We start from the raw sequence: 22484 nt of genomic DNA, 5'->3' as shown, positions 1-22484 counted from the left end.
TTTTAAGTTAAAAATTTATTACACCTACATAATACTAAAATATGCGAGTTATCAAAATTTGAACAGTTTTATAGCGTTTTTAGCAGGTGTTTTTGCGTACTGTTTAATGAATTAACGGTAAAATTGTTAAATTAACAATAGAGGGTGTTTATGCAGTGTATAGAGGAAATTGATGTTTATATATAGAAAAACCGCTTGCCAAAGCAAGCGGTTTTATCAAAAAAAATAATTAATCAAACGGTATTTGTAGGTTGTAAAGAACCCGCTTCGTTTAAAAAAATGGCGATGCGTATTAGGCATCTATCTAATTTAAAAGCCCCCTTTGAATTTAAATTAGAGTCTTATTAAGATTTTCAAACAGTTTTAGATGTTTGTCTATCTTGTAAGTTGTCATTAACTAGTTTTTAAACCTCCCCAAGTTGTAAAAAAAACGTTGGGGAGCGTTTAAGCATGTAGAAAAATGATTACTGTTTAACAAATTTGAAATTAGAAGTACCTTGGGTAGCGTATGCTTTTATAAAATACACGCCATCTTCTAATTTAGAAACATTAATACTTGTTTTACGGTTTGTGTTTTCCAATTCTTGTCTTAACACCAACTGTCCGTTAATACTATATATTTCTATTGTTGAAATTGAAACTTGAGCAGCGATGTTTAAAACACTAGATGCAGGGTTAGGATATAGTTGTAGTCCTAGTGTATTTTCATGATCTATACCTAAACTTTGCCCGACATTTACTGTAACTTCTATTTCGGTACTTGCACCAAAACTATCTGTTGCAGTTAGCTTTAAGGTTGTAGACCCTTCCAACAGCGTTTGTAATATAAAATTAGCACCAGAAGTAAAGGCATTAACGATAGAGGCATCGGTTACAGATACATTAAAAGTCATTTCGTCGCCATCTGGATCTACAAAGAAATCGGTAAAGCTTAAGTTATCGTACATGTTTATAGTCTCGTAGTTCAGCTCTGTAAAATCTAAAGCTTCAGGAGCGCGGTTGGCATCCATAACTTCTATAGTTACAGTTTCTGTAGTACTTGCACCATTAACATCGCTTACCAAAACATTTACGATGTATACACCTTCACTTTCGTGATCTGGCGTCATGGTAAATGTAAGTGTATTGTTATCTAAGGTATGGTTTATCCAGCTAGGTGCATTTTGTAAATTAACGCTAAGCTCATCGTTTTCTGTATCGACAATAGTAAAGCTGTGGGTTGTTGTTTCGCCTTCGTTAATAACAATTAATTCAGGGATATCCGCAATGCCAGGTGCTTGATTAACATGAAGTGTAACCGGAATTTGCGCTACTGGTTTAAACGGATCGTTGGTTTTCACCACTAATTTAGCGTGTTGGTCTCCAGCTTTTGCGTTTGCAGCAAAGAAGTCTAAAGTTACATTTTTAGATGCACCAACAGCAATATTAGGATCGATTACGTCTTCTACAGTTACCCAAGCGTTAGTCGTGTAAGTTTCTTCTAAAGCTCTTACCATCCAACCGTAATCTGGATATATTTCTTGAAGGTCTAACCACTGGTTGTTGTCTAATGTTGTAAATCTACCAGGCACAGTATCTAATCCTGTTACTACACTTTGTGGATAGGCTAAATCGAATGGGAATTTTAAGATGATATAAAATTCTTCATTAGGATACATAGCATACGATTGATTTAATGCAATAGTAATTTCAGATTCTGTTCCTTCTGTTATATTGTAGTTGAAGTTGCCCGAACCTAAAATAGTAGCATCGGCTATAGTCGTGCCACCAGCTCTAATTTCGTATTCAATTGTACCTTCTAACAACTCATCTGCCTTAATAAAGGTTTGAATGTGCGATAAGGTAAAGCCTTCGGCACCAGCATTAAAACGTGTAGAACTTATAAAGTCTGTTGCACCGCCAAAGCCAATAAAGGTGTCTGGAGTGGTTTTAGAATCGTGTGCTAAAGTTCTGTTGTAATCTCTAGACGTTTCGGTAGTCGAAGCATTTAAATTACTTGCCGCAAGTTGTAGTGCTAAGTTTTTATGATTTGCAAAAGAACCTAATGTTTGGTTTTCAGACGTAGATGATGTCTCCAAAGCTTCTCTTAAATAATCCAAACTCAGACCAAATGTTAAATCTCCCGAACCTTCAGCATTGTTAAATGTGGCTGTTTGCGTATCGGTTCCAGTTGGTGTAGCTATGCTACTGTAAATTTCTGAAGTATCGGTACCAAAAACAGGAGGTAAGGTAACTGTAGCAGTAACAGGAATATGTAATGCTTCTGGTAAACTGCTGCTTACTATAAGTTCGTTGGTGATGTCTCCTGCATTTTGCGGGGTGTAAGTAATACGGAATTTTGCACTGTTACCTGGTTGTAACGATGGCCAATTCCATAAAAAGTCTACATTACTCCAATACCAAGATCCAAACCAATCGTCGTAAACATACAGTTCTACGGTGTAATTTTCGCTGTTTTCTGCTAGGGTTATGCCAGATAGGTCTAAAACGGCAACACCTGTATTATGGATATCGAATTCGCGAATGTACGATTTTGGACCTTCGCTAGTGGTATAGGCCATAATGCTACCATAATCAATAACTTCGGTAGACGGCGTTATTTTGGCGTCTCCGTTTACGGTTAAGGTTACAGGTTTTTCTAAGTTTTCGAAATTAGGAACATTGGTTCTTAATTTAATGGCATCTGTATAAGTGCCAGCATACACACTACCAGCATCTATATTAACAAATGTGCTTAAAGTTTCTCCAGGAGCAACAATGTGCTTTTCAGCAGGCGATAAAATATATGCCAAGCCACTGCCATGCGCCAAGGTGCTACGTTGCGATAATAAAACACTATCGTCTTTAGTTTTGTCTTGAAGTCCTATTACGGTATAATTAGATGAAAAATCGAAATTACCATTTAATTTATATTGGAATTTCATAGTGCCGTTCTTGTAGAAAATAACCTGTGCAGACATTGGTGCTCCAATACCTCCAAAATTATCAAGTAAATATTCCCAAGAAATTACGGTTTTGGAGTCGTCTTCGGTGTAAAAAACACCAACTTCGGCAGCATCGAATAAGTAGGTGTTAAAACCTCCAAATGTCCAATATGGTGCTATAATTTTATCGGCATACTCTGATGGGAAAGTATCTCCGTTAATTATAGTTTCTGTTGGTTTTTCAAGAAAAATGGCACCGTTTTCAGCGATGTAAATGGTTGTATAATCTTCGCCATAAAACTGAATAGGATTGGTTAGTGTTAACGCTCTGTAAAATTCATCTGGATTATAAAAATCGTTTTGAATATGCGGTAGTTGTGTTCCTGTTGAACGAATGTCTAACCAATTGTAATTTTCGCCAGTATTATACATATCTACCGAATAGCTGTAGTTGGCCAAACCATTGCTGGTTTCCAATTTGTTTCCTAGAGATAACCAAGCGTTTCCTGTGGCAACAAATTCTAGATCGGCTTTTCCTGGGTTAGAGATGTTCAGTTCGTGCGAAGCTGTTTCTCCATAATTTAAGGTTTCCGTTAAAGGTGTAAGATCTACATCTATAGCAGGCGGATCTAAGACAGAACCTTTAATATTAATCTCGAAGCTAGAACCTTCGTCTGTTGTTATACTTATAAAGTCATTAAAATCTCCAACTACATCGGTTGGCATTTCTACATCAAAAACTAAAGACGAAGCAGCGGCTACCGTTCCAGAAGTTTCTCCTGTAACGATAAAGTTGTTTGTGCTTTGCGTAAACGCTGTAATTGAAGCATCGGCAGTACCTTCGTTATTTAAAATGAAAGTTCTAGAAGTTTTTAAACCTTGAAAAACAGCACCAAAATCGATTTCTGTTTCCGATATCGAAACGTTTGGCGTACCACCATCTGTTATATTTAACTGAACAAGAGCAATGGTTTGTGGTGCCGATGGATCGTTAGAAATAATGTTTATGTAACGATTTGTAATCCCTTCGTTTAAATCATCTGTAGCTAAACTAATGCTTAGTTCGGCTTGATCGCCAGGTAATAAAATACCACTACCATTTGTTATACCAGTAATAATATCTGGACCAGGGTAGTCGTAACCAATGGCCATACCTGTATAAACAGGATTTTGGTTATCGTAATTGTTATATAAAATACCTTCTTCTTGATCGAAGTCTTCAATAAGAATGTTTAAATACCCTAAGTTATTTTCGGCAAAAGTAACATTGTTATAATAAAAACGAATGTTTCCGTCTTTAAATAATACCATTTGTGCGCTAATAGAGCCGCCTATACCATCAGGTATGTTGTCGTACTGTACAATTACACGATCGGGCTTAACTTGGTAATAAATGGTACCTCCAATGGTTAAATCTACCCAAGTACCTATTGGAGAAATATATCCTTTTGGTGTCCATGGAGCACCATCTAAATCAGGATTATTAACAGGGTTTAAACTGTCGTCGAAAGTAGTAAAACCTCCTTTGGCAATGTATAAAGTACTTAGTTGTTGCTTGTAATAAGGAAAACGGAAGCCCATATCTACACTCTTGTACACATTACCATTATCTTTAAAATATTGCGTAATATTTTCTCCTGTGGCAGAAATGTCTTCGTATGCGAATGCTATAGGTGAAGATTCTCCGTTGTGGTTAGATCTGAATTTATATCCCGCAGCGCTGTAGTCTTCTTCCCAATCGTTTCCTATACCTTGAGTATCGAAATTAGGAATGAAATATCTTAAGGCTGAAGCACCTTCGTTTTTAACACTAATATTGGCAGTAACGGCATCGCCAATAGTAAGATTATCTATAGTTTGCTCTTGTGGCGTTACCACAATTTTACCTGGCTCTGTGCTTACACCAAATAAAATGATATTAGCAGATTCTGAATTTGAAGCCGACGAGATTTTAAGCACCCCATTATCGTTTCCTGTTTGTTGTCCAGGTGTGTATTTAATGGTTACATCTACAAACTGTTTTGCTGCAATTTGCCAAGGCGCATATCCTACCAATTCGAATTGCGGACTGGTGCTTGTAATCGATATGTTAGTAAAATTACCTAACCCAGTATTTGTTAATGTAAAGGTTAATTCTTTTGATTTGCCTTGGAACACACTACCAAAATCAAGCTCCGATACGGCGCTTAATACAGGTTGCTGATTTTCTACATTAAGAGTTATTGGTAGTCTTAATTCTGGTTGCTTACCGTCGTTAGATTTTAGAATAACATTGGCTGTATACGTACCATTAATTAAGTTAGCCGCGTTTGCGGTTAATGTGGTTTGGGCATTTTCGTTACCAAGTATTTCGCCAGAATCTGGATTTAAGGTAAGGTATTCGCCTAAAAATTCGTTGTTGCTAGTTGCTGCAACTACCCAAACATAATCTTCAGATTCTATTAAATCGGCTAAATTACCCCAAGTTGCTCCACCATCAAAAGACATGAAACAGTTGTTGTGAGACGTATCGGTTAAATCGGCTTTAGGCCCCAGACCTAACGGATATAAGTTTCCTGCAGGAACGTGAAATACAATCCAAAACGTTTCGCCTTGCTCGAAGTACAATTGCTCGTTTAGTTTAATATAAGCATAGTGCTGCTCGTTGGCATAGTAAGTGTATTCTTGACTTAACATTAAGTTGTCTCTGTTAAGTTGCTCGCCTTTATAGATTTCTACAGTTACAGGGCCTAGTTCAGGATCGAATTTTAAATATGATTTTACATCGGTAAGGTTAAAACCGTCTTCGTTGCTAACTACAAATTTAGTTGCCGATGAGTTTGGTATTTCGGTATCTTCTTCACCTATAATATTTGTTTCGTACAAGTAGTATTGCAAAGAATTTGGCTCGAATCGCATTGGAGAAGGAATGGCATTTGCTCCAGATTTAGCCGTTGGCAAGTCTTGTTTACCTATAGTGGCATTAGCCGGAGTTTTAGTTTTTCCTTTTGGTTGGTAAGCTGCAGTTCGGCTATACGACAAAGCGGTAGATGTGTGTCTGGCTTCATAATCCCAACGTAATGTACCTTCGGCTTCATTTAAAATGTTGATGTCGTGAGTACCAGTAACCGATGTTAAAGCATCGATATTTAAGGTAATAGCTTTGCTGTTTTCATCTACATTTATTTGCGGGCCAGCGTTGGTTGTACCCGAAACAATGTTAGATAATAACGATACATTGCCCCATCTGTCTGTTGCAGAAATTGCGAAATGATAAGTAGTTAAACCGTATAGGTTTTCTAAGGTGTAAGTTATTTTTTCGCCAGCGTTGCTGTTGTTTACAGTTTCAACCTTGTCTGCGCTTGCATAGTTCTCGTTTGTAATTTCTTTATCGCTGTAATACACAGTAAAGTTGTACGGTGTATTATCATCTTTATCGCTTGGTACGGTCCAAGACAATGTGGCAAATTCTTGTGCCAATCCATCTACAGTTAAATCGCTAACAGCTTCCGGTGCAATTTCTTGGTTGTTTTGTATGGCCAAATAGGCATCGGATAATTGACCGAGTTTGCCAATGTAATCTGGATTCAATACATCGATATTAGATGTGCCAGTAAGTAATTTCTGTTGAAGCTCTTCTGGAGTTATTTGTTTGGTAGCGTTGGCCAAGGCTAAAGCAGCAATACCCGAAATATGAGGACAAGCCATAGAGGTGCCATCTAAGTATCCTATTTTATTATTAGGAAGCGTGCTTAACACCCCATTTTCGTTACCGTACATAGCAATATCTCCTCCTGGAGCAGCGATATCTACCCAAGTTCCGAAATTAGAATAGCTCGCTTTTTTACCTTCAGGACCTAAAGCACTAACTGTAAATACCTCTGGGTAATATCCAGGATACCATTGCGAGTCGCTATTGGCGTTACCCGCAGCAAAAATAACAATACCACCTTTCATAGGGCTACCATCGTAGTCGCCTGCTTCAGCAATAAAGTAATTAATGGCATCTCTAACCGCTTGTTCGGTATTGCCAGGAACTGTATATCCCCAACTGTTTTGAGAAATTACAGCACCATTATCGGCAGCGTACACAAAAGAATTAGCAGCAGCACCTTGACCGCCTATTATTTTTAAAGACATGATTTTGGCGCCATCGTAATTGCCAGTACCACCAGCAACACCAGCAACACCAATACCATTGTTGTTTACCGCAGCAACTGTGCCTGCCACGTGGGTGCCATGTACATCGGCATCCATAACATTCGAGTTTTTAACAAAGTTCCACCCGTAAACATCATCAATAAAACCATTGCCGTCATCGTCTACACCATCGGTACCATTTAATTCGGCTTCATTAATCCAAATATTATCCATTAAATCCTCATGCTCTGTGTCTACACCTTCGTCGTGTACAGAAACAATTACATTACTGCTTCCTGCAGTAGTTTCCCATGCTTTATACAGGTTAACATCGGCACCACCAGCAAATCCAGTCTGGCCAGTATTGTTGTAATGCCATTGTTCCGATAAGTAAGGATCGTTAAAAGGAGCCGTCATAAAAGTGTTTATGGCTCCTAGTTTTTCTATAGGCGTGTAATTAGATACAATTTTTAAGCGTTCTGTTTCTGCAATACTAACCTCGCCTAAGCTTTGGTATTGTTTAGCGACTTGAGCTACATCTTGGTTAGGGTTTATCTGTATCTCGTACCACAAATCTAGACCGTGTTTACGTAATTTAGCCTCTAATTTAGGATTTGGGTTTTCTGGGAATAAACGCGATACCTGCGAAGCCTGACTCTGACTAGAAACAGCGTCTATAGCCGAAACTCCAGTGGTTATTACACCACGCTTTGTTTTAAAGTGAGATTGTTTTAAGATTGAAGCCGTAGCTTTATTAACCTTAATTCTCACCACACCTTGTTTTTCGCCACGTGCGTTGTAAGCACTATTGCTTTGTGCAAATGTTAACGTTGCAAAAAACAAAACAAACAATGTTGCAATTGTTTTAATAGTTGTTTTGTAAATGTGTGTCATTTGAAATGTTTTAATTTTTCTTAATAAATTTTTCTAAAATCTTTTTAAGCGCAGAAGTTTGGTTTTCGCGATTTTTTAAAAAATCTTCTAACTGTTTGTCTTCCGAATCTTGTTTAGGGGAATGTTTGTTTAAATCATCGTGTTGCATTTTAAATTAGTTATTATAGGAAAGGCCACGAAGATATAGGCAACTTTAGAAGTTGAAGAAAAATTGCGATTACAAAGCATGTACAAGGCATAAATCACCCCTTACATTTGTATTACAAAACAATGTATGTTGTTTATTATTAGTGTATTATGTGTTTTGTAAAAGTCTTGTTGCGGTTTGTGTTTGCACAACGTTTAGGGCAGATTTATAGACTTTTTTAGATGTTTTCTAAGAAAGTAGTTAGGTTTGTATTACTACTTTTAATACCTAATTTTTTGCGCAAACGCGTTCTGGCTACATTTAAACTATTGGTAGATTGTCTGGTTAAGGTACAGATTTCTTTAGTAGTCATATTAAGTTTTAGAAAGGCGCAAATTTTCTTTTCGTTATTGGTAAGGTCTGGGAATTTGTGGTTTAAACGTTCGTAAAAATCATTATAAACCTGATTGAAACGCACTTCGAACTCATCCCAAATGGCATCGTCTTTGGCGGTTTGCAAATCCATTATAATATTCTGCACGTCTTTTTGGTTATCCTTTTTCATTTGCTTTTTTAAGGTGATAAGACGTTGAGAAATTTCACTTATTAACTCATTCTTTTTAATAAGGTACATAACGTTTGTAGCAAGATCTTTACTTCTAGATTCTAATTCGTTTTCTAAAGTTTGTTTGCGAAGAGCAAGCTCTTTATTTTCTAAATCGACCTTTTCTTTTTCGAGCTTCTGGTTTTTAGATTTTGCTTTTTGAAGTAAAAATAAGCCGCCAATGGTAATAATAATTAATATTAAAACAATACCAATTATAACATAAATAAGTTTTTGTTTTTGTTGTTGGGCTTCCTTTTCCTGCGTTTCCTTATCGAACTTATATTGCATTTCTGCTTCGGTAATTTTACGCTCGGTTTCGCTGTTGGTTAAACTGTCGTTTAAGTTGATAAAGGAAAGCTGATATTCGTAAGCATTCTTGTAATCGTTATTTAAAAAATAAGTATGACTAAGTTTTTCTATAACCTGCGCTCGTGCTTTTGTAGCATTGGCTTCTTCGCATTTTTGAAGTCCTCTTAAAAGAATCTCTTCTGCACGTTCAAGCTCGCCTTTTTCTTTGTATAAATTTCCAAGATGCTGATACGATTTACAAAGGCCGTAAGTGTCGTTATCTCGAACACGAATTTCTAAAGCTTCGTTAAAGTAACTTTCTGCTAAGTCGTATTTTTGAAGCTTTATATACACCAAGCCCATGTTGGAGTAGGCCGAAGCCAAATTTTTCTGATCGTTGGCATTTTTACTATGGGTTACAGCTTTACTGTAAAATTCTAACGATTTACTGTATTCGGTTTTAATATCGTAAATGATACCTATATTAATAAAAATAGTGCCTAAATACCGTTCTTTATCCGAAGGTTTTATAGACGGGGTATCTTCTAAAATATGTAAAACTTTGTTGTAGTTAACAAGGGCTTCATCGAACTTTGATTGATAAAAATAGATGAGACCAATATTATTAAGGAGTTTGTAAACGCCTACATTTTTACTGTTTTCGGGGTATAATTTTAGAGCCTGTAACTGGTATTCCATCGAAACGTCTAATCGCCCTTTCATAAGGTAAACAGTACCTAAATTCGCTAAACAGGAAGCAATTAAAGTGTCGGAATCGGTAGACCTGGCCATTTTTAAAGCCCGCTCGTTGTAGTAAACCGAAGAGTCTAAATTTCGATTTATAAAATAGTCGGCTATTCCGTGTAAGGTTTGTATTTTTTGTTCATCAGAATTCGAAGAACCATAAGCCTGTTTTAAACTGTCTAAGTCTTGAGCATACCCAGTAGCCAAGGTTAATAAAAACCAAAGTGTAAAACCAAAAGTATAATTACAGGAGTGGGATGTCATTACAGTACCAGGGTTGTTTACAAAGTAAAGTCTTTTACAAAATTTAAACAATTTTAATTTCATTTTCCCAATGCTATATAATGGTTAGGGTGTTAATTGGTTTTAAATTTAATATACAATTGTATGTTTTTTGCTGAAACTGATATTATTTTGAGGGTAATTGTATAATTGTTTATTATTTAGCTTTTAAATGAGATATACATAATTTAAGGTGTATTTTTTATTTAAATTGTTAATTTTTAAGCTGAAATATTGATGATTTAATGATTTTGAAGGTGGATTGCATCTTGATTTTTACTTGTTTCATCTTGATTTATTCGTAAATCATTTGTTGTTAATGATTTGAATTTCAAAGTTTTAATTGTTTTTGGTATCTTGATTTTTTATCAATCTTTTTCTTTCCCTTGTACTTCATTATAGATTTGAGTAATGCTTCCTGAGCATTATAAAAACAACTAACAATAACTGATTACAGTATGAAAAAACTATGTGTTAAATTACTGCTTATTGGTATATCCTTTACGTATGTAGGGTGTAACGATCAAGACGACGGTAATTATGTAGAACCCATTACCATTTACGAAAAAATAAATGGAGATTGGAGTTTAATGAACCTAAAAATGGTAGATGAATTTGCGAAAGCAAACGCCATTAAACCAGATGAACAAGCTTTAAGCACTTTATTTAATTACGACAACTTTCAAATTCAATTTAATGTCGATGAAGGCAACAAACCAACATCGTATCAAGTTTTAGGTAATGTGCCTCCACTTTTCGAACCTTCAGGATATTGGGACTTAAACCATGAGTTTCAACAAGCCAATGGAATGCCTTTGATTATTTCGTTATATGCCAACGAAGCCAAAACTCAAAAAACCGATGAGTTGAAATTAACATCTGTACCAGGCAGTAACCGCGAAATGCAATTTCAATTACTACGCGTCTCAGACGGAGTCCCTTTTGTATCGTACACATTTCATTTAACCGCTAACAACTAATTCGATGAAGAGGATTTTATTATACTTTTTAGTAACAGGTCTTTGTTTATGGTCTTCTGTACTAAGAGCACAGATAGAAGCAGGCGACGTAGGTAAAATTTGGTCGTATCCTGTAATTTATAATTATAACGAAGAAACGACGTGGTATTTCGATTTGGTAAACACGAGTTTTACCGAAAATCAGGACTTATATATTTGGATTTGGTCGCCTTCTGAACCCGATGCAGGAAATTGGGAAAATTCTTCAGATTTTGCAAAACTCACTTACGAAGGCAATATGATTTGGAGTTTTACACTTATACCAACCAGTTATTTTGGAGTAAGTGCCGAAGATATTGCTGCTAGTGCAGGCTTTTGGTTTCGACTGAAAGATAAAACTGGCGCCATGCAATCTGGAGTAGCCCAAGTGCCTTACACACCTTTCGATTCGTTTTATACGGCTAACGAGATGATTCGGTCTTATCCAGAAAAACCAACCTTAGATGGAGGTTTAAGTATTTTGTTTAATGCAAATTTAGTAGATGGCTTTAGTGGTGTGCCTAGTGTACACTTCCATAGTGGCATGAACGATTGGGAAGTGAAGCAAGAATATCAAGCTTGGATTCCAGAAGTAGTCGAAAAAACCAAGCTGAAAGATTTAGGTAATGGTTTTTATAGAATGGATTTAATACCATCGGAATATTACGGCGATCAAGAAGGCTATTACGACGGCTACATCATGGAAAAGATTAATTTTTTAATGGTAGCTGCAGATTGGGCTGCAAATTCTGGCGATCAAGTCTTACTGGCAGCAGAATACGTGCAACCTCCAGATCCAGAATTTAGGTTTTTTCCTTTAAACATTAGTCAGAAAGACTTTTTAGGTATAAGCCGAATTAATAATGAGCGTGGCGTTACTGTGTTAAAGTATCAAATTACTGCTGGCACCAAACGCATTACTGGCGAATTTTCTGGTGGAACCTCAGAAATTAAAGGCTTTGTAGATTTAGTTTCGGAGTTATATGGTATTACCGGACTTACTCAAATTCATGTTGTGGTAACCGATAATAATGACAGAGTAATATCGGATACCGTAATGCCATTAAAGCAATTAGATGAGCAGTAAATTTCAACTTCACTTAAAAACGTATTAAAATGATTATTAAAAATATAAATACATGGGCAAAATATGTCTTAACATTAAGACGGTTTTGTGTACTAAGCTTGGTGTTGCTGGCTAGTGTACAGTTGCACGCCCAAGACAAAAGAACGCTAAGCGGTCTGGTTATAGATGCCAATCAAGATCCGTTAATAGGAGCAACTATTGTAGAGGTTGGAACCCAAAATGGAACAACAACCGATTTTGACGGACAGTTTACCATAGAGGTAAGTAATGGCAGCGAATTAACATTTTCGTATATAGGTTTTATATCGCAAACTATAGTTGTAGATGCCAATACAAGCGTGCCTTTAACGGTTATTTTGGATGGAGATACCTATGCTTTAGATGCCGTAGAATTGGTGGCTGTAGGTTATGGATCGATGCGAAAATCTGATTTAACAGGAGCGATTTCATCTGTAACATCCGAAGATTTTTTACAAGGTAATATGTCGTCTACAGAACAGGTATTGCAAGGAAAAGTTTCTGGTTTGGTTATTAGTAAAGATACTGGCGATCCTAGTGTTGGTGCCTCTATGCGATTACGTGGCGGAACATCGTTAACAGCAAGTAATAATCCGTTGGTCGTGGTAGATGGCGTAGCAGGAGTAGATATTAATACGGTGCAACCTTCAGACATCAAATCTATGGATGTGTTAAAAGATGCTTCGGCAACAGCTATTTACGGCTCTAGAGGTGCAAATGGAGTAATAATGATTACCACCAAAAGTGTAAAAAGCGGAAAATCTGTTACCTATACAGGGCTAACGGGAATTAGTAATGCAGCCAATCATTTAGATATTTTATCGGCTAACCAATGGCGGCAGTATGTAAGAGATAATGCTTTGCAAGATGCTATAGATTATGGTGCGAATACCAATTGGCAAGAAGAGTTAGAGCAAACAGCCTTATCGCAATCGCATGTGGTTAGTTTTAATTCTGGAGGCGATGGTAGCGGACTCCGAGCGTCTATTTCGTACTTAAATAAAGAAGGGATTATTAAAGCATCTGGTTTAGAGCGTATAAGTGCAAACTTAAGCGGACATCAATATGCCTATAACGACCGATTAAAGTTTGATGCAGGTCTGTTTGCTAATATCGATAAATGGCACCCTGTAGATTACAGTATTTTTGAACGTGCTTTTAATTTAAATCCTACTATTCCGGTAAAAGATGCGAATGGCGATTTTACAGAAGTAGGAGGGACTTTAAACGAAAATCCTGTAGAAATATTAACAAATAGAATAGCCGATAATACTAAAAACCGATTGCTTGGATATTTTAAAACCGAGTTCGATTTTTTTAACGATTTTAAGGCTACAGTCAATATGTCCTTAGAGCATAATTCCACCAAGCAAAGTTTTTACAGACCGTCTTATGCCGTAATTCAAGGGCGTCCAGAACGGGGGTATGGGCAAAAAACTTTGGGCGAATATACCACTATGCAGTTAGAGACTTTTTTAAATTACAATAAAACTATAGGAAATCACTTTATAGGTGCTATGGCTGGATATTCGTATTTAGACAATACTTACGATGGTTTTGGGGCGCAAAGAAGTGGGTTTGATACCGATTTATTTGGCTACAATAATTTAGGAGCAGGTCAGAATTACAGATTGGGCGATGTGTATTCGTATAAAGGAAACTCGAAATTAATATCATTCTTCGGGAGGGTTAACTATTCTTACGACAGCAGATATATGATTACAGCAACAGTAAGACGCGATGGTTCCAGCCGTTTTGGTGCCAACCACAAATGGGGGGTATTCCCTTCGGCATCTATAGCTTGGAATATCACTAATGAAGACTTTGCTAACGATTCTTCTTGGTTAACTAATTTAAAATTGCGTGCAGGTTATGGGGTAACAGGTAACCAAGATGGGATTGGCGAATACAAATCTCTGGCCATTTTAGGAGTAGGAAACGATAGTTATTACGATCCCGCAACCGATAGTTGGAAATTAGCATATTCGCCAACACAAAACCCTAACCCTGATTTAAAATGGGAGTCTACAGCCCAAGCCAATATTGGTATCGATTTTGGATTTTTTAACCGAGTATCTGGTTCGTTAGAGTTTTATAGTAAGTTAACAAGCGATTTGTTATACACCTATCAGGTACCACAGCCACCATATCTAGTGGGTACCATGTTGGCCAATGTGGGGGAATTAAGTAATAAAGGGTTCGAGTTAACTTTAAATGCAGATATTATTAGAACCGAAGATTTTACTTGGAGTGCCAATACCGCTTTATCCAGCAATAAACAGGTTATCGAAAAATTATCGAACCAAGTGTACGAAACAGATGTTATTTATAGCGGATCGCTTCATGGTTTATCAGGCATGTCCGGGCAGTTTTCCCAAATTATAAAGGAAGGCTATCCTGTAGGTACCTTTTGGGGCAAAGCAAGTAGTGGTTTAGATGAAAACGGACAGTTTATTTTAGCCGAAGAAGACTCGGTATTGGGCGATGTACAGCCTGATTTTACGATAGGATTTGGAATGAATTTTATTTATAAAGATTTCGATTTAGCACTTTCGGGCTATGGTAACTTTGGTCAGAAAGTACTTAATGCTACAAATATGATGCTTAACGATCCTAACCGATTGCCTACATATAACGTCACAGATAATTTTTTAAATAGCGGCATTACATCGCCAGCAACCTATTCTGGATATTGGATTGAAGATGCATCGTTTTTTAGATTGCAAACCGTGACTTTAGGCTATAATTTACCCACTAATGCAAATTCAAGTTGTGCCTTACGCGTGTATTTTTTAGGCGAAAACCTAGCAGTGTTTACAGATTACAGTGGTGTAGATCCAGAAGTAGGACTTACAGGACTGGATAATCCTGGAATAGACCGATTTAATAGTTACCCAAGACCGCGAACCTTCTCGGTAGGGTTAAATATTACACTTAAAGATTAAGCTAAGCATAACTAACAGAAAAACAGAACAACATGAAAATTAAATTCACCATATTATTAGGTATTGGAAGCTTGCTGATAGCGACTTCCTGTACGAATCTCGACGAAGATTTGTACGATAGAGTACAGGATAGTAATTTCGGACAAACATCAAAAGAAGTAGAAACCCTTGTAGGAGGTGCTTATTCGTCTTTAAGAGGGTTTGCAGACGAAATTTCTAACAACTGGCCAGCGAGCGAATATGTGTTTTTTTTGAATGAAGTGTCTTCAGACGAAGCTATTATTCCCACTAGAGGAACAGATTGGTACGATGGCGGACAATATATCGAGGCGCACAGACATACCTGGAATGCCCAAAACAAAATGATTCTATCGGCTTGGCGTTATAATTATGCTGGTATTTCTAAAATAAATTCCATTATTTATCAAATCGATAAATCGGGATTAACAGACGAGGCCAAAACACCAATTTATGCCGAACTAAAAGCTGTACGCGCTTATTACTATTATAATTTATTAGACCTTTTTGGCAATGTGCCAATTATCACAGATTTTGAAGACTTAGATCTGCCTTCAAATGCATCGCGATTGGAAGTATTTCAGTTTGTAGAAACAGAATTGTTGGAAGCCATTCCATATTTACAGTCGGGAAAAGTATATTCTAAATTCACACAAAACGTAGCCAATGCGTTGTTGGCAAGACTATATTTAAATGCCGAAGCGTTTGTAGGAACAGCCAGATGGCAAGATTGTTTAGAGGTTTGCCAAAAAATATCTGGCTACAGTTTAGAACCCGATTTTTATGCCAATTTTGCAACCAATAATGAGACTTCCAACGAGATTATTTTAGCCATACCGTATGCTAACGATGCAGGTACTTTAGGAAATTATATGAGTTCTATGTCTTATCATTATTTACAACGTTTTGCAGTTTCACCAACAGGAGATTATCCTTGGTCTGCAAACGGTATGTGTGCCACTCCAGGGGTGTATTCGATGTTTGAAGAAACAGACAGACGAAAAGCATCGATGTTACAAGGCGATCAAATTAATTTATCTACAGGGTCTGTAATTATTATGGATAGTGGCGAACCTTTATCGTATACCGAAGAAGTATCTAACTTAGAAGACTGTAAACAAAATGAAGGCGTGCGTTTAAATAAATACGAAATTAATGCAGGAGACCAATGGGAACGCGATAACGATTTTGTGTTAATACGTTATGCCGAAATTTTATTAATGCAAGCCGAATGTTACGTGCGTTTGGGAGCTCCAGATTTGGCTAGGCCTTTTGTAGAACAAATTACGGCGCGAGCAGGAATAGAAATACCAACAGCTATAGATTTGGAGTATTTAGACAAAGAATTGTTGCGAGAGTTTTTGTTTGAAGGTAAAAGACGAACAGATAATATTCGTTTTGGAACGTTTTTTCAGCCTTGGTGGGGCAGTCCTAACGCAACACCTGCATACAGAGCTATTTTTCCTATTCCGCAGCAAGAATTAGATAAAAACAGTAATCTAGAACAAAATCCAGGATATTAATAATTCCTTAAAAATTAAACAAAACGCCTAACTAGGTTAAGCGTTGCATTAGGTTAACCTTCTATGGTATAATGCAATTGAATTAGTTAAAAACAACGATGGAAGGTTAGCATTTAAATAGTAATTAAAGAAAATATAAGCATGAAAATGTCTGTTCTTAATTTGTTTTTGGTATGCTTTTGTGCGGGGCTTCAAATACATTGCAGTAGCGATTCTCCTAATGAAGATATAAGTATAAAACAACCAGAATTAGAGGTGTTAGATCCTGTTGCGATACCTAAAACCAATAATACTAAATTGTATATGCATTACATGACCTGGTTTGAAACTAACGAAAGTAGTAGCAATAAACAATGGGGCTACCATTGGACGATGGCAAACAAAGATCCTAATCGTACTGATGCTAACGGAAAACGAGAGATAGCATCTCATTTTTACCCGCTTATTGGGCCATATCACTCAGGAGATGCTGCGGTTATCGAAAATCATTTATTACTTATGAAATACGCAGGAGTAGATGGTGTATTAATAGATTGGTATGGCACCTACAATGTTAACGATTATGCCATGATTTTGGAAAACACCAATCAGGTGATAGCGATGTTGGATAAAGTAGGGTTAGATTATGCTATTGTTTACGAAGATCGTTTTTTACAAAATATAGTCGATGCTAATCTGGCACCAACTCAAGCAAGCGCTGCAAAGCAAGATATGCGTTATCTGCAAAATCAATATTTTACTAATGCTAATTATATACATGTTAATAACCAGCCGTTGTTGCTTAATTTTGGTCCAGTGACTTTAAAAACTCCAGAATTATGGACAGATGTATTTAGTGTTTTTAATGCAAAACCTACATTTTTAACCTTATGGAATCAGTCATACGAGGCTGGAGCAAATGCGCAAGGCGAATTTGCCTGGGTATATCAAAACAATTCTTTTTTAAGTGATTTTTATACCAATACAGCTCCAAATCTAAATCTAGCATTTGGCGCTGCCTATCCAGGATTTAAAGATTTTTATAAAGAAGGTGGTGCAACAGACCATATAGGTTTTGAAATACCTCATAATAACTGCGCTACTTTAACAGAAACTTTAAATTTAGCAGCACAGGCACAAGTAGATTATTTACAGTTGGTTACTTGGAACGATTTTGGCGAAGGCACCATGTTGGAGCCTACTTTAGAGTTTGGGTACACAGCCTTAAATACCATTGCTCAATTTTCCGGTGTTAGTACTAAAAGTGTTTTTGAACCTATTAGCGAACTATACCGCTTACGAAAAGCTCATTCAGAAAATAGTACTATTCAAAAGCAATTAGATCAAGTGTTTTATTATTTCGTGGCTATGCAACCAGAGCAGGCCATAACCCTATTAAATACATTACAATGAGGAATCGCCTTATTAAAATTATAAACATGAAAAATATTTTTACCCCCATACGTTTAGTTATTTTAAGTATACTCGCTTTAGTGTCATGTAACCAAAATCAGCAAGAGTTAAGTGTAAGTTCTCCTAACAACAAACATGTACTCACCTTTAAATTAACAGCACAAGGTGCGCCAGAATATCAGTTAACATCTGGCGGAGAATCAATTATAGAACCTTCGGTTTTAGGAATGGCGTTTCAAGATAGCGAACCCTTACAACAGAACCTTAAAATTATAAATACCGAACGAAATACAGTAGATACTTCTTGGGATCAGCCTTGGGGAGAATTTAAAATGATACAGGATAGGCATAACGAGTTAATAGTGCATTTGCAGGAAACAACAGGAAAAAACCGATTGGTAACTATAGTTTTTCGCGTTTTTAACGATGGTATAGGGTTTAGGTATCAATTTCCTGAACAACCTCATTTAAAAGAAGTCAAAATTTCTGATGAGAAAACTACCTTTACTTTTCCAGAAGAGCACAATGTTTGGTGGATACCTGTGCATTCCGAAAATAGTTACTACGAAAGTTTGTATAGAAAAACACCTATAAGTAAGACCGATACCATAAATACTCCCGCAACTTTCGAAACGAAATCAGGTAAATATTTAGCAATTCACGAAGCCAATTTAACCGATTTTGCATCTATGACCTTGCGTAAAACCAATAATAAACAATATGAAGCCGAACTGGTACCTTGGGCAAACGGAGTAAAAGTGTATGCTAAAACGCCTTTTGAGAGCCCATGGAGAACAGTGATTGTGGCCGATAAACCAGGAGAATTGGTAACATCTACATTAATGCTAAATTTAAATGAACCTTCAAAAATTGAAGACTTATCATGGATATTACCTTCTAAATATATAGGAATATGGTGGGGCATGCATTTAGAAAAATACTCCTGGGGGCAAGGCGATAAACACGGAGCGACTACCGAAAACACAAAACGCTATATCGATTTTGCTGCCGAAAATGGTTTAGACGGCGTACTTGTTGAAGGGTGGAACGAAGGCTGGGATGGCGATTGGACAGCCGACGGTACTGCTTTTAGTTTTACTAAATCTTACCCAGATTTTGATATGGAAGCTGTATGTAATTATGCTGCCCAAAACAATGTTCGCCTTATTGGCCATCACGAAACAGCGGGAGCTGCTGCGCATTACGAATCTCAGCTAGAGGATGCTTTTAAGTTATATCATAAAAATGGTGTAAATGCAGTAAAAACAGGATATGTAAATAAGTATTTAAATAAAAAAGAATGGCACGATGGGCAGTACGGTGTTAGGCATTACAGAAAAGTCATAGAATCTGCCGCCAAGCATCATATTATGATTGATAACCATGAGCCCGTAAAAGGTACAGGCTTGCAACGTACATATCCCAATTTAATGACTCAGGAAGGTGGTCGGGGGCAAGAGTACAACGCTTGGTCTGCCGATGGGGGTAACCCACCAGAACACACTACCATTTTGCCTTTTACACGAATGCTTTCTGGACCAATGGATTTTACTCCTGGAAATTTCGATTTCGATTACAAAACCCCACAAGGCGCTAAGGTGCAAACAACTCTAGCTAAACAATTGGCTTTATATGTGGTCATGTTTAGTCCGTTGCAAATGGCTAGCGATTTGCCAGAAAATTATATAGGGAAACCAGAGTTTCAGTTTGTAAAAGATGTTCCTGTAGTATGGTCGGATACCAAAGTTATTGATGCTAAAATCGGGGAGTATGTTGTTATGGCCAGAAAAGATTGGGATGAGAAAAATTGGTACTTGGGAGCCATTACCAATGCTGAAGCCAGAACAGTAAATATTCCTTTAACGTTTTTGGATGCCAATAACGTGTATATCGCCGAAATTTATGCTGATGGTGATGAGGCGCATTACCAATCGAATCCGTATCCCGTATCAATTACGACACAAGAATTAGATAAAACCAAAACGTTAAGTCTGTCATTAGCACCAGGAGGAGGTACAGCAGTTAGGTTTGTTTTAAAAGAATAATACTATTAATAAATGGTGTTAGTATTTGTTTGTTTGAAAAAGGAGGCTATCCATAAAGTTAATTTTTCGTCAATCTGAATTTATTTAACTTCGTTGAATCTATGATTTCAGATTCTCATAATTGTTGAATTATGATAAGATTCTGTGTCGAGCACAGAATGACGCACTGTTAAACTTTTAGGTAGCCTCTTTTTAATACGTTTTAATAGCCATAATGTTATCTTCGAAAGCGTCTTTGCATAGCGATCTACTTTTAATTCGGGTTTTGTAGGTGTAAATAGTGGCAACCGAAAGCTCTAAAAATTCTGCTAGTTGATTGCTGTCTTGTATGCCTAACCGGTACAAGGCAAATATGCGAAGTTCGGTGTTTAAAAGCTCGTTAGGTTTTAAGATGACTTTTTGGTCATCTGGAAACAGTTTGTTGTAATCTTCAATATAAGACGGGAATAACTTTAAAAATACTTCATCAAAATGTCTAAATAAATCGTCGCGCTCTTTTTTAATACTGTAGCGTTTCATGATGTTAAGTATATCGTCTGGTTTTTTGGCAATAACCTTCTGTATGGTTGTTTTTTGAATAGAATCCATCTTACGAATAAAATTTGAAGTAACCGTTAAAAAGTAGGTGATATACTCTTGTTTTATGGCGTCTGATTCTCGTAAATTAGCATTCATTTCTTTTAACTTTTTGTTGGTTTCCGCCAAGGCTTTTCGCGATTGGTTTTTGGCATGAAGTTGTTTAAAAATGATAATTAAAAAAACAATTACAGCTAACGATAAAAGTCCCAAAAGGATAACAATTTTTTCTAATTTACTTTTTTGGTTTTTAACCTTTAAAAGTTGTGCGCCTTCAATAATTGGTAAAATACTCGAAATTTCTATTTTTCTATGTCTGGCATTGTAAAATGTGGCGTCTTCCATAGCTAAAGTAACATAGCGGTTTGCTCTGTTTAAATCACCTTTTTTAAACAGTTCGTTGGCCAGATTACGAAGGGCAACGGTTTCTTTTGTAGAATTTTCAATGTCGGATATTGCTGCTAATGCCAAGTACTTAATGGCTTTGTCCTGGTAACCTTTAATAGAGTAGAGGTAACCCAGACTAGAGGTGGCAATGCCGTAAAATTCTGCTGGTAAATCAAAATTATTAATCCAATAATTAAACGCAAACTCGGCACCATTATAATCTAATTGCTTCATTCGTTTTAAACTTTCAGACGACCAAAATTGATGCGAGTTCGGTTTGGCATACGCTATAGCCTGATCTAAATATTGATTTCCTTTTTTAATATAACTTATGCTAAATCTCGGGTCTTGGTTATAATCGGCTAAATCGTAAAACGATCTGGCTTTAACCGCATAATACTCAAATGTATCGGTTTTAGGTAGCTTAGTAAGGTTAATACTGTTAAGCGTATCTATAGATTCTTTAAATAGTCCAGACGACAATAAAACAAAACCTTCCTTTATTTTAGCTCTAGACAACAAAACCGAATCGTTTATGCTGATAGCTGTTTCTTTGGCCTTTTCTAAAAAATAGTAAGCCGAGTCGTATTTAAAAGAGCGATATTCTGTAAATAACGAAATATAGCTTTTGTACAGGTCGTTGGTTTTACCTGTAACATGGTATTTACTAACATCTTGCTTAAGACGGTTGATTTTATGATATTTTTCTTTAAGATAAATATCTTTTTTAAGTAATGCCTGTTCTAGCTTTTGTAATTCGTTTTCGTAGCTTTGGCTATACAGGTTAATACTTAATAAAAAGGTTAATAATGCTATTACATAACGCATAATTTAGTTAGAACGTTTGTTTGTTTTAGTAGTTAGTTGTTGAGGTTTTTGAAGTAAGCAATATACTAAAATTTACAGTGGTTTGTAAGTCGTATTTATGTGTAATATTGATGGCTTTAATGTTCGGTATGTTTAAATTCCTGTTAAAGCAAAATAAGATTAAAAATATTTTTTAATTTTGTATTTGTAATGAATACGCTTTTCCACAAAATATTAGCATGTACTATGGCTTTGGTAGTTGTTTTATCTACCATGTCTTTTACTGTAAATATGCATTATTGTGGAAACACTTTGGTAGATGTGGCCTTAAACCAATCTGCCAAAACATGTAATACTAATATGTCTTTTACGGCAGATGCCGCACTTCAATTTAACAAAAAGACTAAAGGATGCTGCTCAGACCATAACATAACTGTTGCAGGTCAAGACGAGTTAAAACAAAACACTTTAGAGCAGCTCACTTATAATCAGCAAGTGTTTGTCGCTACGTTTATGTATGCTTATGTAAATCTTTTTGAAGGTTTACCAGAGCAAATTATTCCCTTTAAAGACTACACTCCGCCTTTGTTGGTCACAGATATTAATGTGATTAACGAAACCTTTTTAATTTGATACATTAAATCAATAATAGTTGTCTTAAAATGTTGATTTTAAGACTATTTATGCATTTTTAGTTATGCTA

Annotated in this window: 11 protein-coding genes; 7 read left to right on the top strand and 4 right to left on the bottom strand. The window is 36.3% G+C overall.

Annotated elements, in window-relative coordinates; all coding sequences use genetic code 11:
• Positions 1–464 precede the first annotated feature (464 nt).
• The 3 genes from ACR9EA_RS09600 to ACR9EA_RS09590 form a co-directional block, all read right to left on the bottom strand.
• Positions 465–7937, bottom strand: a complete 7473-nt coding sequence (locus ACR9EA_RS09600) for a S8 family serine peptidase (RefSeq protein WP_435132116.1) — start codon at positions 7935–7937, stop codon at positions 465–467.
• 10 nt (positions 7938–7947) lie between these two features.
• Complete coding sequence (locus ACR9EA_RS09595) at positions 7948–8085, bottom strand: hypothetical protein (RefSeq protein WP_435132113.1); 138 nt, start codon at positions 8083–8085, stop codon at positions 7948–7950.
• A 217-nt stretch (positions 8086–8302) separates the two neighbouring features.
• Complete coding sequence (locus tag ACR9EA_RS09590; protein ID WP_435132110.1) at positions 8303–9967, bottom strand: tetratricopeptide repeat protein; 1665 nt, start codon at positions 9965–9967, stop codon at positions 8303–8305.
• A gap of 476 nt (positions 9968–10443) precedes the next feature.
• Between ACR9EA_RS09590 and ACR9EA_RS09585 the strand changes: the two genes are divergently transcribed.
• From ACR9EA_RS09585 to ACR9EA_RS09560, 6 genes are all read left to right on the top strand, one after another.
• Positions 10444–10965 (top strand): DUF5004 domain-containing protein, encoded by a 522-nt coding sequence (locus tag ACR9EA_RS09585; protein ID WP_435132107.1) that lies wholly within the window; start codon positions 10444–10446, stop codon positions 10963–10965.
• A gap of 4 nt (positions 10966–10969) precedes the next feature.
• The gene (locus ACR9EA_RS09580) at positions 10970–12070 is read left to right on the top strand and encodes a hypothetical protein (protein ID WP_435132105.1); all 1101 of its coding nucleotides are present in this window, start codon (positions 10970–10972) and stop codon (positions 12068–12070) included.
• Positions 12071–12099: 29 nt separating this feature from the next.
• The gene (locus tag ACR9EA_RS09575) at positions 12100–15033 is read left to right on the top strand and encodes a SusC/RagA family TonB-linked outer membrane protein (RefSeq protein WP_435132103.1); all 2934 of its coding nucleotides are present in this window, start codon (positions 12100–12102) and stop codon (positions 15031–15033) included.
• A gap of 32 nt (positions 15034–15065) precedes the next feature.
• A complete protein-coding gene (locus tag ACR9EA_RS09570; protein WP_435132100.1) occupies positions 15066–16574 on the top strand; it encodes a RagB/SusD family nutrient uptake outer membrane protein in 1509 nt (502 codons plus the stop codon).
• A gap of 141 nt (positions 16575–16715) precedes the next feature.
• Positions 16716–17966: a glycoside hydrolase family 71/99-like protein gene (locus ACR9EA_RS09565; RefSeq protein WP_435132097.1), complete on the top strand. Its 1251-nt coding sequence runs from the start codon at positions 16716–16718 to the stop codon at positions 17964–17966.
• Positions 17967–17992: 26 nt separating this feature from the next.
• Complete coding sequence (locus ACR9EA_RS09560; RefSeq protein ID WP_435132094.1) at positions 17993–20011, top strand: glycoside hydrolase family 97 protein; 2019 nt, start codon at positions 17993–17995, stop codon at positions 20009–20011.
• Positions 20012–20203: 192 nt separating this feature from the next.
• Here ACR9EA_RS09560 and ACR9EA_RS09555 read toward each other — a convergent pair whose 3' ends face one another.
• Positions 20204–21802 (bottom strand): DUF6377 domain-containing protein, encoded by a 1599-nt coding sequence (locus tag ACR9EA_RS09555; protein WP_435132091.1) that lies wholly within the window; start codon positions 21800–21802, stop codon positions 20204–20206.
• A 189-nt stretch (positions 21803–21991) separates the two neighbouring features.
• Between ACR9EA_RS09555 and ACR9EA_RS09550 the strand changes: the two genes are divergently transcribed.
• Complete coding sequence (locus ACR9EA_RS09550) at positions 21992–22414, top strand: HYC_CC_PP family protein (protein ID WP_435132090.1); 423 nt, start codon at positions 21992–21994, stop codon at positions 22412–22414.
• The last annotated feature ends 70 nt before the right edge of the window (positions 22415–22484 follow it).

Origin of the sequence: Formosa sp. A9, from assembly GCF_051200825.1 — a bacterium.
Classification (GTDB): Bacteria; Bacteroidota; Bacteroidia; order Flavobacteriales; family Flavobacteriaceae; genus Formosa.
This window is presented reverse-complemented; position numbering and strand designations above follow the sequence as displayed.

Bases quoted from the DNA above. Each gene is read 5' to 3' on its own strand.
- ACR9EA_RS09600 (WP_435132116.1), bottom strand. From the start codon at position 7,937: ATGACACACATTTACAAAACAACTATTAAAACAATTGCAACATTGTTT.
- ACR9EA_RS09595 (WP_435132113.1), bottom strand. From the start codon at position 8,085: ATGCAACACGATGATTTAAACAAACATTCCCCTAAACAAGATTCGGAA.
- ACR9EA_RS09590 (WP_435132110.1), bottom strand. From the start codon at position 9,967: ATGACATCCCACTCCTGTAATTATACTTTTGGTTTTACACTTTGGTTT.
- ACR9EA_RS09585 (WP_435132107.1), top strand. From the start codon at position 10,444: ATGAAAAAACTATGTGTTAAATTACTGCTTATTGGTATATCCTTTACG.
- ACR9EA_RS09580 (WP_435132105.1), top strand. From the start codon at position 10,970: ATGAAGAGGATTTTATTATACTTTTTAGTAACAGGTCTTTGTTTATGG.
- ACR9EA_RS09575 (WP_435132103.1), top strand. From the start codon at position 12,100: ATGATTATTAAAAATATAAATACATGGGCAAAATATGTCTTAACATTA.
- ACR9EA_RS09570 (WP_435132100.1), top strand. From the start codon at position 15,066: ATGAAAATTAAATTCACCATATTATTAGGTATTGGAAGCTTGCTGATA.
- ACR9EA_RS09565 (WP_435132097.1), top strand. From the start codon at position 16,716: ATGAAAATGTCTGTTCTTAATTTGTTTTTGGTATGCTTTTGTGCGGGG.
- ACR9EA_RS09560 (WP_435132094.1), top strand. From the start codon at position 17,993: ATGAAAAATATTTTTACCCCCATACGTTTAGTTATTTTAAGTATACTC.
- ACR9EA_RS09555 (WP_435132091.1), bottom strand. From the start codon at position 21,802: ATGCGTTATGTAATAGCATTATTAACCTTTTTATTAAGTATTAACCTG.
- ACR9EA_RS09550 (WP_435132090.1), top strand. From the start codon at position 21,992: ATGAATACGCTTTTCCACAAAATATTAGCATGTACTATGGCTTTGGTA.